This window comes from Cyanobium sp. BA20m-p-22, assembly GCF_024346275.1.
Lineage (GTDB): Bacteria > Cyanobacteriota > Cyanobacteriia > PCC-6307 > Cyanobiaceae > Cyanobium_A.
The window spans coordinates 1-13427 of the sequence record NZ_JAGQCQ010000067.1 but is presented as its reverse complement, the minus strand read 5'-3'; the positions used below and the strand labels follow the sequence as shown (position 1 = coordinate 13427).

The window sequence follows — 13427 nt, the reverse complement described above, 5'->3', positions numbered from 1 at the left end:
GGAGAGGGGGGCGATCTCCTCCTCGAGCAGGTTGATGTCGGAAACGATCGGCTGGTAGCGCTTCAGCTTGCGGGCATTGGGATCACCCAGCAGGAGCTTGAGCATTGATGCGAGCCGAATGGAGCTCCTGCCAGCTTACTGAGCCGATCTGGCGCGTCAGGCCTGCAGGGCCGAATCCAGGGGATCGCGGTGGGGCAGGGCATTGCAAGGCGCCAATTAGGTAGGCGGGCGCTAGTGGAATTGACCCCAACAAGATTTAGTCCGCACGGACTAGGTGCTTAGCGGGCAGCACTTTGGCTGATTCAGCTCACTCCAGCAGCCAGGCCACCGCGTTGCTCCAGGCCACTGCTTTGCTGGAGGGCTCTGCGTTGCTGGAGGGCACTGCTTTGCTGTCCAGGGTGATCAGGCGTGCCTGGGCCCCATGGCCTGGGGGTTCCTGCAGGGCTTCCAGCAGTGCCCGCAGCTCCCGCTGCCGCGTGGCTGGATCAGCTAGGTCGGCGCATACCTGGATCAGTTCGCGCCGACCATCGGGGAAGCGGGCGTGGAAATCCACCTCAAAGCCGCTGCTTGTGCGTAGGTAGCCCACCTCCGCTCCCCGCCGCTGCAACTCCAGCAGCACCACCGTTTCCAGCGCATGCCCCCGGTTACTGCGGCCCTCCAGCTCATAGAGCGATAGCAGGCCAGGATCGATCGGATAGACCTTGCGGGGTAGGGCCATCTGGCGCCGCAACGACCCCCCCACCACTCCGACGCAGCGGATCAGGAAGGCGCTCTCCAGATGCAGCACCAGCTCAGCCAGGTGCTCGCGGCCGATCGCCAGGCCCTGGCTTTTCAGGGCCCCATGCAGCTTGTTGAGGCTGAAGCCGCCGCCGCCGTTGCTGAGCAGCTGCCGCACCAGCCACTGCAGCGCCAGGGGCTGGCGGATGGCGTGGCGCTCGATCACATCGCGAAGCACGGTGCTGTCCACATAGCTGCCCAGCAGCTGCTGGCGGCTGCGCTCCTCCAGCCCCTGCACCTCGGGGAAGCCGCCGCAGTGCAGGTAGAGCTCCAGTTGGTGGGCCAGCCGGGAGCGCTCGGCGCTGCTCCAGTGCGTGCTGGGTTGCTGCGGCTCGAGGCCCAAGTGGCGCAGGCTCTCGCGGAAGCTGAAGGGGTACACCACCGCCTCCACTGCGCGCCCCCGCAGGTTGCTGGCGATCTCGCTGGAGAGCATCTCCGCCGACGAGCCACTCACCACCACGTCGATCGGTTCGCTGTCCATCACCCGCCGCACAAATCCTTCCCAGCCGGGAATGCGTTGGATCTCATCGAGAAACAGGCAGCCCCGCTGCGCTCCCACTTGCCGAGCCTGGGGCTGGAGCTGGAAATAGGTCTCGAGAAGCTGGTCGAGCAGCTCCACGCCTGGGCTGTGGATCAGCAGTCGCTCGTCTTCCAGCGACAGCATCGGCAGCCAGCTGCGCTCCGCCCCCGCCTCCAGCCGCCGGGCCACCTCCTGCCACAGCAGCGACGTTTTGCCGCTGCGGCGCATGCCGATGACGGCCAGAGTTTTGCCGGGGATCCTGGGGATCCAGGTATCACGCCGCGTCAGTCGAGGCAGGGCCTGCTGCCAGCTATCCACCAGCTTCTGGCGCAGCAGATCGCGCAGGGGTGCAGGCAGTGGTGCAGGCAACTTGTCGTCCATGGCGACAAGTTAGCTCCGGACCTTGTCGTGAATGGCGACAAGGTGGTGGTCTCCATTTTGGCTGGAACAGGAGTCTGGGTAAAATTAGGGTTGATTTCTACCCGGCTCCTTGTGGGGGCGTTAGTGGCGATGGGCATGAACATCAAGGATCCGCAGGTGCATGCCATGGCCCGTGAGCTGGCGGCGCGGCGTGGCACCACCGTGACCGATGCCGTACGTCGTGCGCTTGCGGCCGAACTGGAGAGAAGTCCAGAGCCGTCTGCGCTGAAGCTGCAGGATGCCAAATTGCAGCAGTTACTGGACTTGTTGGGGCGCTTCAGCAATCTGCGTTGGCCCGACCAGCGCACCAGCAAGGAATTGCAGGATGCCCTTTACGCTCGGTGAGGCAGGGCCTCCTGAGTTGGACTTGCTCTTGGGCCGAGCGGAGATCAAGTCGCTTCCGCTCGACACATTGCATGTGCACTGGGCCCTCCACGGCTGGCGCCACTACGGCAAGGGTCGCCATCGGGCGGCCCTCAACCTGGGCGATTGCTTCAGTTATGGCCTGGCCATGGCCCTCGACCTGCCGCTGCTGTTCAAGGGCGACGACTTTTCCCGTACTGAGGTGAAGGTCGCCCTCAGCTGGTAATCCCGGGGTTGTCGCCGAGAAACTCCAGGATTTCGCGGTCTTTGAGGTTTTGGGCGGCTCCCGTGCAGGCTTCCAGCACGGGTCGGCCGGCCGCCAGCTCCCGCAGGCAGGCCTGGGTGCGGGTCAGCTCGGTTTCCAGCACGTCGATGCGCTCCATCAGGTTGCGGATCACATTCGCCTCCGTGTCCGGCAGGGCCGAGTGGGCCAGGGGGTCGATGCGCACGCCGCTCTGGTGGATCACCCGGCCGGGGATGCCCACCACCGTGCTGTCGGCCGCCACGTCGCGCAGCAGCACCGAGCCGGCGCCGATGCGGGTGTTGGTGCCCACGGTGATCGCCCCCAGCACCTTGGCGCCGGCCCCCACCACCACGTTCTCCTCCAGGCTGGGGTGGCGCTTGCCGTGGGCCTTGCCGGTGCCGCCCAGGGTGACGCCCTGATACAGGAGGCAGCGGTTGCCAATCACCGCCGTTTCACCCACCACCACGCCCATGCCGTGGTCGATGAACACGCCATGGCCGATCCGGGCCCCCGGGTGGATCTCGATGCCGGTCACCAGGCGCCCAAGCTGGCTGAGCAGCCGCGCCAGCAGGGGCAGCAGGGGCAGTTGGCTGCCCCACAGCCAATGGCTGAAGCGATGCAGCGTCAGGGCGTGCAGGCCCGGGTAGCAGAGCAGGATTTCCAGCGTGCCGCGGGCCGCCGGATCGCGCTGTTTGATGATCGCCAGGTCGGCCTGCAGTGCCTTGAGCATGGCGCCATCCTGCCGGAGCCGGTGGGGGTTTGACCGTGGGGTACCCCTTCGGGCATGATCAATCCGTCGACCCGTTCGACGGTCGCGGATGTAGCTCAGTGGTAGAGCATCTCCTTGCCAAGGAGAGGGTCGAGAGTTCGAATCTCTTCATCCGCTTAATTCAGGCCAGTTGATTCTGGTCAGTTGATTCAGGTCAGGGCGCCTCACCCCGCCAGCAGCCCGATTTCCTTGCGCAGGGCATCGATGGTGGCGCTGCCCAGGTAGCTCTGGGCGCAGTGAACAATGGGCATCCGAATCAGCTGGGCCCGGTTTTGGCGCAGGCTCTGCTCCACCAGCGGCAGGCTGGGGCGGTCGCAGAGCACGTGGCTGGCGGCCCGTAGCAGGGCCAGCAGGCGACTGCCCGTGTCGGGGTTGGCGGTCATCACCAGCAGGTCATTGCCGCGCATGCTGTGCAGGATCACCTCGGCGGCGCGCAGGATGCCCGGGCTGATGCTCACCAGGCCCACGCAGCTGCCCTGGCGCAGCTCCTTGAGCAGGTCGAGCTCCTGGCGGAAATCGTTGAGATCCACCGCCACCGCCCGCACCCCATGGAGCTTGGCGATCGCCTCCACCGGCTGGAGGAAGTAGCGGCTGGTCACCACCGTGCCGTTGTTGGATTCGGTCAACACGGCGGCCAGCTCCTCCATCGGCACCACCTCCACGGGCACCTCCAGGTTGGGAGTGAGCTCCTCGGCGATCAGGTGGGAGGCGCCCAGGTCTTCCTGGGGGGTGCTGACCAGCACCCGGGCGCCGCAGCGCAGCCGCCAGTCAATCTCGCGGGTGAGTAGGTCGCGGGTCTGCTGCAGGGTGCAGCCTCCATTGAGCAGCTCGTCGACGCTCTGGCGCACCTGGCGGTCGATATCCGGCAGGGCCCGGCCGCGGGGCCCGACCAGGGGCTTGATCTCCCGGGGTTTCTGCTGGTCGCGCACGTAGATGCCCGAGCCTGCCATCGCTTCCACCACGCCGTCGTTTTCCAGCTGGCGGTAGACCTTGCTGATCGTGTTGCGGTGCAGGCCTGTCTGCATGGCCAGCTGCCGCGTGCTCGGCAATCGATGCCCCGGTGGGTAGTGGCGGGCCGCAATGGCGAAGCAGATCTGGTTGTAGAGCTGCGTTGATGCCGGAATATCGCTTTCCTGCTGGATGTGGAATCGCACGCCGGGGTTCAGCCAATTGGGCTACTGGCCACCTTACGGAGCCCCAGTCCAGGGGACAATGCCTCCAGCCGGTTGTGCCTGGGGTGCGGTGGCAGTCGCGGTGTGTGGCGCGACGCTCCAGGAAGTTGTACAGCTGTACAAACTCCCTAACACTCCCCACAGCACCTCTCTCCCCAGCTGTGCGCCTGGCGATCTTCTGCCGCACCGCCCCTGCACATTGGTGAGGGAGCTGTTTGCCCAAACGCCCTAGGCGGGCAAAGTCATCAGCCCGCAGCCTTCGGGGCGGCGGTCTTGCGGGGGCTGAGGAACATGATCATGTTGCGCCCTTCCCGTTTGGGGGGCTGCTGCACCTCGGCGTTGTTTTCCAGATCTTTGGCCATCCGCATCAGCAACACCTCGGCCAGGGCGGTGTGCTGGATTTCGCGGCCGCGGAAAATCACGGTGCACTTGACCTTGTCGCCGTCCTTGAGAAAGCGTTGGGCCTGACCGATTCGCACCTGGTAGTCGTGGGAGTCGATCTTGTAGCGCATCTTCACCTCTTTAACTTCGGTTTGGTGTGACTTCTTCTTGGCCTCCTTGGCCTTCTTCTCCTGCTCAAACTTATATTTGCCGTAATCCATGATCCGGCACACCGGCGGATCTGCCTTCTCGCTCACCAACACCAGATCCAGCTCCCGGTCTTTTGCCACCTCCAGGGCCGCTTCGCGGCTGATCACCCCCAGTTGACTGCCATCGGCATCCACCACCCTCAGGTTGGGGTAGCTGATGCGATCGTTGATATTGGGCAGCTCCCGCACGGGAGCACGGCGGTCAAAACGGGGACGTGGAGGCATTCAGGGGTGTGAAGGATCGCGAAATCGCTAACGCTTCACCCTAGACCGCGCTCGACCTCCCGCAGGGCTTGCACGAGCAGGGCCGTCTCACCTTCGCCCGCCAGCCAGCAGGGCCGGTGGCGGCGGCGGAACCAGGTGCGCTGTCTTTTGGCGAATTGGCGGGTGCGCTGCTGGGTGAGGGCCCCGGCCTCCGCTTCGGTGAGAGTGCCCGCCAGGAGCTGGCGGGCTTCGGCGTAGCCGATTGTGTCGAGCAGGGGCAGCTCCGGCCCGTAGCGCCCGATCAGGGCTTCGGTTTCAGCCACCAATCCCTGCCCGTATAGGGCCCTGGTGCGCTCGGCGATGCGCGCCTCCAGGTTGGCTGGATTCAGGCCCAGCTCGAGCAGCCGCCAGGGCGGCGGCGTGGCCCCCTGCTGCTCGGAGAGGGGCCTGCCCGTGGCATAGAGCACCTCCAGGGCCCGCTGGGTGCGCACCGCATCGGCGGCGGCGATGCGACCGGCGGCCACCGGGTCGCCCTGGCGCAGCAGCTGGTGGCAGAGGGGCTGGCCGAGGGCTGCCAGCTGGGCGCGCAGCTGGGGTTGGGGCGGCACGGCGGGGGGATTCATCCCCTGGGTGATTGCCTGCAGGTAGAGGCCGCTGCCCCCCGCCAAGAGCGCCAGGGGCTTGCGGGCCAGTTCGGCGTTGAGCTGGGCCTCGGCGATGGCACGGAATTCCTGCAGGTTGAGCGGTTGGTCTGGATCGCGCAGATCCAGCAGCTCGTGGCGGGCCTGGGCCCGCTGGGCGGCGGTGGGCTTGGCGGTGCCCACATCCATCTGGCGGTAGAGCTGGCGCGAATCCACGTTCAGCACCGCCAGATCCAGGGCCCTTGCCAGGGCGATCGCCAGGTCGGTCTTGCCGCTGGCCGTGGGGCCGAGCAACACAATCACCAGCGGCTGGTTGGGGGCCATGGCCATACCTTGGCAGGGGGTGTCCAGCCGGGTTGGCGGTGGTAAATTGAGCCTCGTAAAGGGCTTCTGAGCCCGTTTGCGTCTTACTTGCCCCGGGATTTCTCCGTCCTGTGCCGAATCCCTGGGGAGACCTTCCTGCATGAGCGACACCAGCAAAGTTCAGGCCGCCTATGGGGCCGAGCAGATCCAGGTTCTCGAGGGGCTGGAGCCGGTGCGCAAGCGGCCGGGCATGTACATCGGCTCCACCGGCCCCAGGGGCCTGCATCACCTGGTGTACGAGGTGGTCGACAACGCCGTCGATGAGGCCCTGGCGGGCCACTGCGACCAGATCCTGGTGGTGCTCAACGACGACGGCTCCTGCGCCGTCACCGACAACGGCCGCGGCATCCCCACCGACATCCATCCCCGCACCGGCAAGAGCGCCCTGGAGACGGTGCTCACCGTGTTGCACGCCGGCGGCAAGTTCGGCTCCGGCGGTTACAAGGTGTCTGGTGGCCTGCACGGGGTGGGCGTGTCGGTGGTCAACGCCCTCTCCGAGTGGGTGGAGGTCACGGTCCACCGGCAAGACCAGGTGCACACCCAGCGCTTCGAGCGTGGCGAGCCGATCGGCATCCTCAAATCGGCCCCTGGTGAGGAGGGCCGCACCGGCACCTCCCTGTGCTTCAAGCCGGATATCCAGATTTTCTCCACCGGCATCGAATTCGACTACCAGACCCTCTCTTCTCGCCTGCGGGAGCTGGCCTACCTCAACGGCGGAGTGCGGATAGTCTTCCGCGACGACCGCGCCGCCGCCCGCAATGCCGCTGGCGAGCCCCACGAAGATATTTATATTTACGAAGGCGGCATCAAGGAATACGTCGCCTATATGAACGCTGGGAAAGATCCGCTCCATCCCGAAATCATTTACGTCAACCGCGAGAAGGATGGCGTGCAGGTGGAAGCCGCCCTGCAGTGGTGTGTGGATGCCTACTCCGACAGCATCCTGGGGTTTGCCAACAACATCCGCACCGTCGATGGCGGCACCCACATCGAGGGCCTCAAAACGGTGCTCACCCGCACCCTCAACACCTTCGCCAAAAAGCGCGGCAAGCGCAAAGACGCCGATAGCAACCTGGCCGGGGAAAATATCCGCGAGGGCCTGACCGCCGTGCTCTCGGTGAAGGTGCCTGATCCGGAATTCGAGGGGCAGACCAAAACCAAACTCGGCAATACCGAGGTGCGCGGCATCGTCGACACCCTGGTGGGGGAAGCCCTGGGCGAATATCTGGAATTCAACCCAGGGGTGATTGACCTGATCCTCGAAAAGGCGATTCAGGCCTTCAATGCTGCCGAGGCGGCCCGCCGGGCCCGGGAGCTGGTGCGCCGCAAGAGCGTGCTCGAGAGCTCCACCCTGCCCGGCAAGCTCGCCGATTGCAGTTCCCGCGATCCGGCTGAATCGGAGATCTACATCGTTGAGGGCGATTCTGCTGGCGGCTCTGCCAAGCAGGGCCGGGACCGGCGCTTTCAGGCGATCCTGCCCCTGCGCGGCAAAATTCTCAACATTGAGAAAACCGATGACGCCAAGATCTATAAGAACACCGAGATCCAGGCCCTGATAACCGGGCTTGGCCTGGGCATCAAGGGCGAAGACTTTGACGAGAAGAATCTTCGCTACCACCGGATCGTGATCATGACCGACGCCGATGTGGATGGCGCCCACATCCGCACCTTGATCCTCACCTTCTTCTTCCGTTACCAGAGGGCCTTGGTGGAGGGTGGCTATATCTACATCGCCTGCCCGCCGCTTTATAAGGTAGAGCGGGGTAAGAACCACACTTATTGCTACAACGAAACCGACCTTAAAAAGACAATCGAATCCTTTGGGGAGAAGGCCAACTACACGATCCAGCGCTTCAAGGGCCTGGGCGAAATGATGCCCAAGCAGCTCTGGGAAACCACAATGGATCCCTCCACCCGCATGATGAAGCGCGTTGAGATTGAGGATGCCCTGGAGGCCGATCGCATCTTCACGATCCTGATGGGCGACAAGGTGGCCCCGCGGCGGGAATTCATCGAGGCCCATAGCGCCACCCTCGATTTAGCCCAGCTGGATATTTGAAATTTTGGCAAGTCTCCCGTCGCTGGCCAGCCTGCGCGCCCTGATGCTGCTGGGCTTTGCCCTGTTAGGCCCTGCCTGTTTGCCTGCCGGTGGTGCTGAACTGCGGGTGCCGGAGCTGCGGCGACGTCAGCGTGCCAGCGAGCCCCTCACCGCTGCAGCAACAGTTGCCCTGCGCTGCTCACCGAGGCGCCAGGCGCCCGTGATCGCCATCGCCGCCTCCGGCGAGGCCCTGCGCCCGCTGCGGCGCTGGTGTGAGGCCGGCGGGCAAAGCTGGCTCCAGGTGGAGTTGGCGCCTGGCCTGGCGGGGGCTTTGGCCCTCGGCGGCTCCCGCCGGGGCTGGTTGATTGAGGCCGAATCCTGAAGGGGGCTCAGGCAGCCGCCAGGGCAGCTTCGATGGCGGCCTTCAGTTCAGCTGAATCGGGCTCCACGTTGCTCTTGAAGCGGGCCAGCACGGCGCCGTCCTTGCCGATCAGAAACTTCTCGAAGTTCCAGGCCACCGCCCCGGCAGGTTCGGCCTGGCTGAGGCTGGTGTAGGGCTCTTCGGCCATGGTCACCTTGTCAAACAGGGTGAAATTGGCGCCATAGGTGGTGGAGCAGAACTGCTCGATCTCGGTCAGGCTGCCCGGCTCCTGGGCGCCGAAGTCGTTGCAGGGGAAACCGAGCACGGCAAAACCCTGGGCTCCATAGCTGTCCTCCAGCTTCTGCAGGCCGGCGTATTGGCGGGTGAAGCCGCAGCGGCTGGCCACATTGACGATCAGCAGCACCTTCCCGGCCCATTCCCCGAGGCTGCGTTCGCCGCCTTTGGCGTCGCGCACGGTCACCTTGCTCACTGAGATCGTCATCGGTGCTGGGGTATCGGAGTAATCGGACCCTAGCGAGCCTCCGGCGGGCAGGACCCATAAACTCAGCACTGCGGCGTCTCGGGGCCATGGGCGAGGCCAACGGGATACAGGTGGCTGAGGTGGTCGCCCAGCAGCTGGAATCCCTGCTGGAGGCTGGCAACTACGACGGTGCCAAGTTGCTGCTCGGCCCCGTGCAGGAGGTGGATGCGGCCGAGGCGATCGGCAGCCTGCCGCGCACCCTGCAGGCCCTGGCCTTCCGGCTGCTGCCCAAGGATGAGGCCATTGAGGTCTACGAATACCTCGATGCGGCGGTGCAGCAGACCCTGCTGGAGCGGTTGCGCTCCGGCGAGGTGCTGGAGCTGGTGGAGGAGATGTCCCCCGATGACCGGGTGCGGCTTTTTGATGAATTGCCGGCCAAGGTGGTGCGGCGCCTGCTGGCCGAACTCAGCCCGGCGGAGCGGCGGATTACAGCCCAACTACTGGGCTATGAGGCGGAGACGGCGGGCCGGCTGATGACCACCGAATTCGTTGACCTCAAGGAGTTCCACAGCGCTGCCCAGGCCCTGGCGATCGTGCGCCGCCGCGCCCGCGACACCGAAACCATCTATTCCCTCTACGTCACCGACGGCTCCCGCCACCTCACCGGCATCCTCTCGCTGCGGGATCTGGTGACGGCCGATCCGGAGGCCCGCATCGGCGATGTGATGACCCGCGAGGTGGTGAGCGTGGACACCGACACCAACCAGCAGGAGGTGGCCCGCGCCATCCAGCGCTACGACTTCCTGGCCGTGCCGGTGGTCGATCGGGAGCAGCGGCTGGTGGGGATCGTCACCGTGGACGACGTGATTGACGTGATCGAGCAGGAGGCCACCCGCGACCTCTACGCCGCCGGCGCCGTGCAGGCCGGCGACGAAGACGACTACTTCCAGAGCAACCTGTTCACCGTGGCCCGCCGCCGGGTGGTGTGGCTGCTGGTGCTGCTGGTCGCCAACAGCGGCACCTCGGCCGTGATCGCCTCCCAGGAGTTGGTGCTCAAGCAGGTGGTGGTGCTGGCCGCCTTCATTCCCCTGTTGATCGGCACCGGCGGCAACGTCGGTGCCCAGAGCTCCACCGTGGTGATCCGCGGCCTGAGCACCCAGCGGCTGCAGGCGATGGGGGCCTGGCGGGCGATCTGGCGAGAAGCGGTGGCCGGGGCGCTGCTGGGCCTGCTGATGGTGCTGGCGGTGGTGCCCTGGGCCGCCTATGTGGCCGGCAGCTGGGGCGTGGCCACGGCCGCCGGCCTCAGCCTGGTGGTGATCACCACCCTGGCCGCCACTGCCGGAGCCGCCCTGCCCCTGCTGTTTGATCGCCTGGGCCTGGATCCGGCCCTGATGTCGGCCCCGTTCATCGCCACCATCACCGATGTGGCCGGGGTGTTCATCTACCTGCAGTTGGCCTCCTGGCTGCTGCTGCGGGTGGCGTCTCCAGCCTGACCCGAGTTTTCTGAGAGACGTTCACACTTCTTTAGGTTAGGCTTTACACATCTTCAAAGCCGTGTCGCCGTGGTCGTCGCTACCGCCGCCCCTGCCGCTGCCCCTACGGGCAGCGCCCCCGCGGACAAACCCGCCCGGTCCATGCCCCAGGTAGATGGCGACCTGGTGCGCAGCTACCTGCGTGACATCGGCCGGGTGCCGCTGCTGAGCCACGAGCAGGAGATCACCCTGGGCCGTCAGGTGCAGGAGTTGGTCGCCCTCGAGGAGCTGGAACTGGAGCTGGAAAGCCGCCTGGGCGCCAAGCCCAGCCAGGCCGAGCTGGCCCAGGCTGCCGGTCTGAGTGCACCCCTGCTCAAGAAGCGGTTGCAGGCGGGCCGCCGGGCCAAGGAGCGGATGGTGGCGGCCAACCTGCGGCTGGTGGTGAGCGTGGCCAAGAAGTACACCCGCCGCAACATGGAGCTGCTGGATTTGATCCAGGAGGGCACGATCGGCCTGGTGCGGGGCGTCGAGAAGTTCGATCCCACCCGGGGCTACAAGTTTTCAACCTATGCCTACTGGTGGATTCGCCAGGGGATCACCCGGGCGATTGCCGAGAAGAGCCGCACGATCCGGCTGCCGATCCACATCACCGAAACCCTCAACAAGCTCAAGAAGGGCCAGCGGGAGCTGAGCCAGCTGCTGGGTCGCACCCCGACGGTGACCGAGCTGGCCGAAGCGGTGGAGCTGCCGGAGGAGGAGGTCAAAGACCTGCTCTGCCGGGCACGCCAACCGGTGAGCCTGGAGACCAAGGTGGGCGACGGCGATGACACCGAACTGATCGACCTGCTGGCGGGCGATGGCGAACTGCCCGAGGAGAGGGTGGATGGGGAGTGCCTCAAGGGCGACCTGCGGGCCCTGCTGGAGCAGCTGCCGGAGCTGCAGGGCCGGGTGCTGAAAATGCGCTACGGCATCCCCTGCGCCGACAATCCCGAGGGCGGCGAGCCCATGAGCCTCACCGGCATTGGCCGAATCCTCGGCATCAGCCGCGACCGGGTGCGCAACCTCGAGCGCGACGGCCTAGCTGGCCTGCGCCGGATCAGCGACGCCGTGGAGGCCTACGTAGCCGGCTGAGGCTGCCAGCAGGCAGTAGGCCATCGACATGGCCCCTGGGTCCGGATGGCCCAGGCTGCGCTGGCCATGGGGGCGGGCCCGCCCCCGCTGCGGCAGCAGATCCGCGGTGGCGGTGGCTGCCGCCAGGCTGGTGTTTGCGGCGTTCTGCAGGGCCTGAGCCAGATCCAGGCCCGCCTCCAGGTCAGCCCTGATCCGCAGGCAGAAGGGCTGGAGGGCATCCAGCATGGTTTTGTCGCCCGGTGCCGCCTGGCCCAGGTCGATCACGGCCTGCAGGGCGGCCCCAAATGCTGCGGCTACGTCGTTGGGCCCGATCTCCCTCGCCTCGGCCAGGGATTGGCCAGCCGCCAGCAGGGCACCGCCCCACAGGGCTCCGGAGGTGCCGCCACCGTGGTTTGACCAGGCCTCGCCCGCTTCCATCAGCACCTCCCCGGGGCCGCACCCGCGCCCGCAGGCGCCGATGGCGCTCTCCCGGGCTCCCCGAATGCCCCGCAGCATCCCCAGGCCATGGTCCCCATCGCCGGCCACGGCATCGAGCTCCCCGAGTTCCTCGACCCGCTCCTGCAGTTCCTCCTCCACGGCTTTGAACCGCGCCAGCAGCTCCTGCTGCACGGGCGTCAGGGGAGCGGGCTGTGTAGGGGGCTCAGAGGGGAGTTCCGGCTCGGGCCGTTGGGTCGGCCGCGGCTGGGGGCCATCCGACTCGGCGGCCAGCTGGCCGCGCCGGTAGGCGGCGCTGTCGGCGGCGGCGTTCCAGAAGCCCTCCAGCTCCCCATCCAGCCAGAAGAAGCTGAGCGACACCCCGGCCATGTCGAGGCTGGTGACCAGTTCGCCGCATTCACAGTCGGCCATCACCACACCCTTGCCCTGCAGCTCCCGGTTCACCGCCCCGAAGAGCACGAACAGCTCTTCGTACTTGAAGCAGCCCAGCCCGTTCAGCAGAACCACCAGCCGTTGCTGGTCTTCGGGCACATCCGCCGGCCGTTCGGCCAGCAGCCGCTCCACGAGCAGCGCCGCCAGGGTGCTGGCCTCGGTGAGGGGCCCCTCGCTCAGGCCGGGCTCGCCGTGGAGCCCCATGCCGATGGCCATGCGGCCGCTGGGGACCTCAAACAACGGCTGGTCTGCTCCCGGAAGGGTGCAGCCACTGAAGGCGACGCCCAACGTGCGGGTGCGCCCGTTGGCCTTGCGGGCGAGCCGTTCCACCTCATCGAGGGGCAGGCCGGCTTCGGCGGCGGCGCCGGCCACCTTGTACACCGCCAGGCCGCCGGCGATGCCGCGCCGCAACTCCTGCTGGTCGATGGGGCCGCTGGCGATGTCATCGGTGACGGTCACGATGCGCACGTCGATCCCCTGGCGGCGCAGTCGCTCAGCTCCGAGCGTGAAGTGCAGCACATCTCCGGCGTAGTTGCCGAAGGTCAGCAGCAGGCCCGCGCCGCGTTCCACGGCCGATCCCACCCGCACCACCTGGCCGGCCGAGGGCGAGGCAAAGATGTTGCCGCACACGGCCCCGGCGGCCAGGCCCCGGCCCACCAGGCCGGCAAAGGCCGGATAGTGGCCGGACCCGCCGCCCACCACGACACCCACCTGGCCGCTGGGAATCGGGGCCAGCCGCATCACCCCGCCATCAATGCGGCGCACATGCCTGGGGTAGGCCGCCGCGAAGCCGTCGATGGCCTCACTGGCGAAGTTGGCGGGATCGGTCGGTAAGTAGCCCATGGCCCAAGGTTATTCAGCTATTGGGCCCCAAAAGAATGGGGCGCTGGAAGGTCGTCCAGCCGCGCCGACAGATCCTCCGGCACCCGAAAGATTTCTCGCCGTCCATCCTTGCCCGGAAGTAGCAGCCCCCGGGATGCCAGCTTCTGCAGATCGCTGCGGGCGGTCTGATGG

13 protein-coding genes and 1 tRNA gene are annotated in these 13427 nt (G+C 66.5%); 7 read left to right on the top strand and 7 right to left on the bottom strand.

Going from position 1 to position 13427, the window contains the following annotated elements; translation table 11 throughout:
• Positions 1-307: 307 nt before the first annotated feature.
• Positions 308-1678 (bottom strand): ATP-binding protein, encoded by a 1371-nt coding sequence (locus KBZ15_RS07805; RefSeq protein WP_255014637.1) that lies wholly within the window; start codon positions 1676-1678, stop codon positions 308-310.
• A 27-nt stretch (positions 1679-1705) separates the two neighbouring features.
• Between KBZ15_RS07805 and KBZ15_RS07800 the strand changes: the two genes are divergently transcribed.
• Entirely contained in the window at positions 1706-2062 is a 357-nt protein-coding gene (locus KBZ15_RS07800) for a type II toxin-antitoxin system VapB family antitoxin (protein WP_255014636.1), read from the top strand.
• 16 nt (positions 2063-2078) lie between these two features.
• Positions 2079-2306, top strand: a complete 228-nt coding sequence (locus KBZ15_RS07795) for a type II toxin-antitoxin system VapC family toxin (protein WP_255014635.1) — start codon at positions 2079-2081, stop codon at positions 2304-2306.
• On the opposite strand, the gene cysE is transcribed toward KBZ15_RS07795, so the two are convergent.
• Positions 2296-3117 carry a serine O-acetyltransferase gene (gene cysE / locus KBZ15_RS07790; protein WP_255014639.1) on the bottom strand — a complete coding sequence of 274 codons (822 nt, stop codon included), beginning with the start codon at positions 3115-3117 and terminating at the stop codon, positions 2296-2298. The genes KBZ15_RS07795 and cysE overlap by 11 nt on opposite strands.
• Positions 3118-3138: 21 nt before the next feature.
• Between cysE and KBZ15_RS07785 the strand changes: the two genes are divergently transcribed.
• Positions 3139-3210, top strand: a tRNA-Gly gene (locus tag KBZ15_RS07785).
• A gap of 47 nt (positions 3211-3257) precedes the next feature.
• On the opposite strand, the gene KBZ15_RS07780 is transcribed toward KBZ15_RS07785, so the two are convergent.
• From KBZ15_RS07780 to miaA, 3 genes are all read right to left on the bottom strand, one after another.
• Positions 3258-4247, bottom strand: a complete 990-nt coding sequence (locus tag KBZ15_RS07780) for a GntR family transcriptional regulator (RefSeq protein WP_254931031.1) — start codon at positions 4245-4247, stop codon at positions 3258-3260.
• 263 nt (positions 4248-4510) lie between these two features.
• Positions 4511-5080, bottom strand: coding sequence for a translation initiation factor IF-3 (gene infC / locus KBZ15_RS07775; RefSeq protein WP_254931032.1), 570 nt, complete (start codon positions 5078-5080; stop codon positions 4511-4513).
• A gap of 35 nt (positions 5081-5115) precedes the next feature.
• On the bottom strand, positions 5116-6024 hold the full coding sequence (gene miaA, locus KBZ15_RS07770) for a tRNA (adenosine(37)-N6)-dimethylallyltransferase MiaA (RefSeq protein WP_255014634.1): 909 nt from the start codon (positions 6022-6024) through the stop codon (positions 5116-5118).
• A gap of 139 nt (positions 6025-6163) precedes the next feature.
• Here miaA and gyrB point away from each other — a divergent pair, with 139 nt between their 5' ends.
• Positions 6164-8122 (top strand): DNA topoisomerase (ATP-hydrolyzing) subunit B, encoded by a 1959-nt coding sequence (gyrB, locus tag KBZ15_RS07765; RefSeq protein WP_255014633.1) that lies wholly within the window; start codon positions 6164-6166, stop codon positions 8120-8122.
• Positions 8123-8126: 4 nt separating this feature from the next.
• The gene (locus KBZ15_RS07760; protein WP_255014632.1) at positions 8127-8483 is read left to right on the top strand and encodes an SH3 domain-containing protein; all 357 of its coding nucleotides are present in this window, start codon (positions 8127-8129) and stop codon (positions 8481-8483) included.
• Between the two features lie 7 nt (positions 8484-8490).
• Here the strand turns inward: KBZ15_RS07760 and KBZ15_RS07755 are convergent, their stop codons facing one another.
• Positions 8491-8964, bottom strand: coding sequence for a glutathione peroxidase (locus tag KBZ15_RS07755; RefSeq protein ID WP_255014631.1), 474 nt, complete (start codon positions 8962-8964; stop codon positions 8491-8493).
• Positions 8965-9050: 86 nt separating this feature from the next.
• On the opposite strand from KBZ15_RS07755, the gene mgtE reads away from it, so the two are divergent.
• Positions 9051-10436 (top strand): magnesium transporter, encoded by a 1386-nt coding sequence (mgtE, locus tag KBZ15_RS07750; RefSeq protein ID WP_255014630.1) that lies wholly within the window; start codon positions 9051-9053, stop codon positions 10434-10436.
• 141 nt (positions 10437-10577) lie between these two features.
• Positions 10578-11546 carry an RpoD/SigA family RNA polymerase sigma factor gene (locus KBZ15_RS07745; protein WP_255014638.1) on the top strand — a complete coding sequence of 323 codons (969 nt, stop codon included), beginning with the start codon at positions 10578-10580 and terminating at the stop codon, positions 11544-11546.
• Here the strand turns inward: KBZ15_RS07745 and KBZ15_RS07740 are convergent.
• Positions 11493-13256: a dihydroxyacetone kinase family protein gene (locus tag KBZ15_RS07740; protein WP_255014629.1), complete on the bottom strand. Its 1764-nt coding sequence runs from the start codon at positions 13254-13256 to the stop codon at positions 11493-11495. The two genes, KBZ15_RS07745 and KBZ15_RS07740, sit on opposite strands and share 54 nt — an antisense overlap.
• Between the last annotated feature and the right edge of the window lie 171 nt (positions 13257-13427).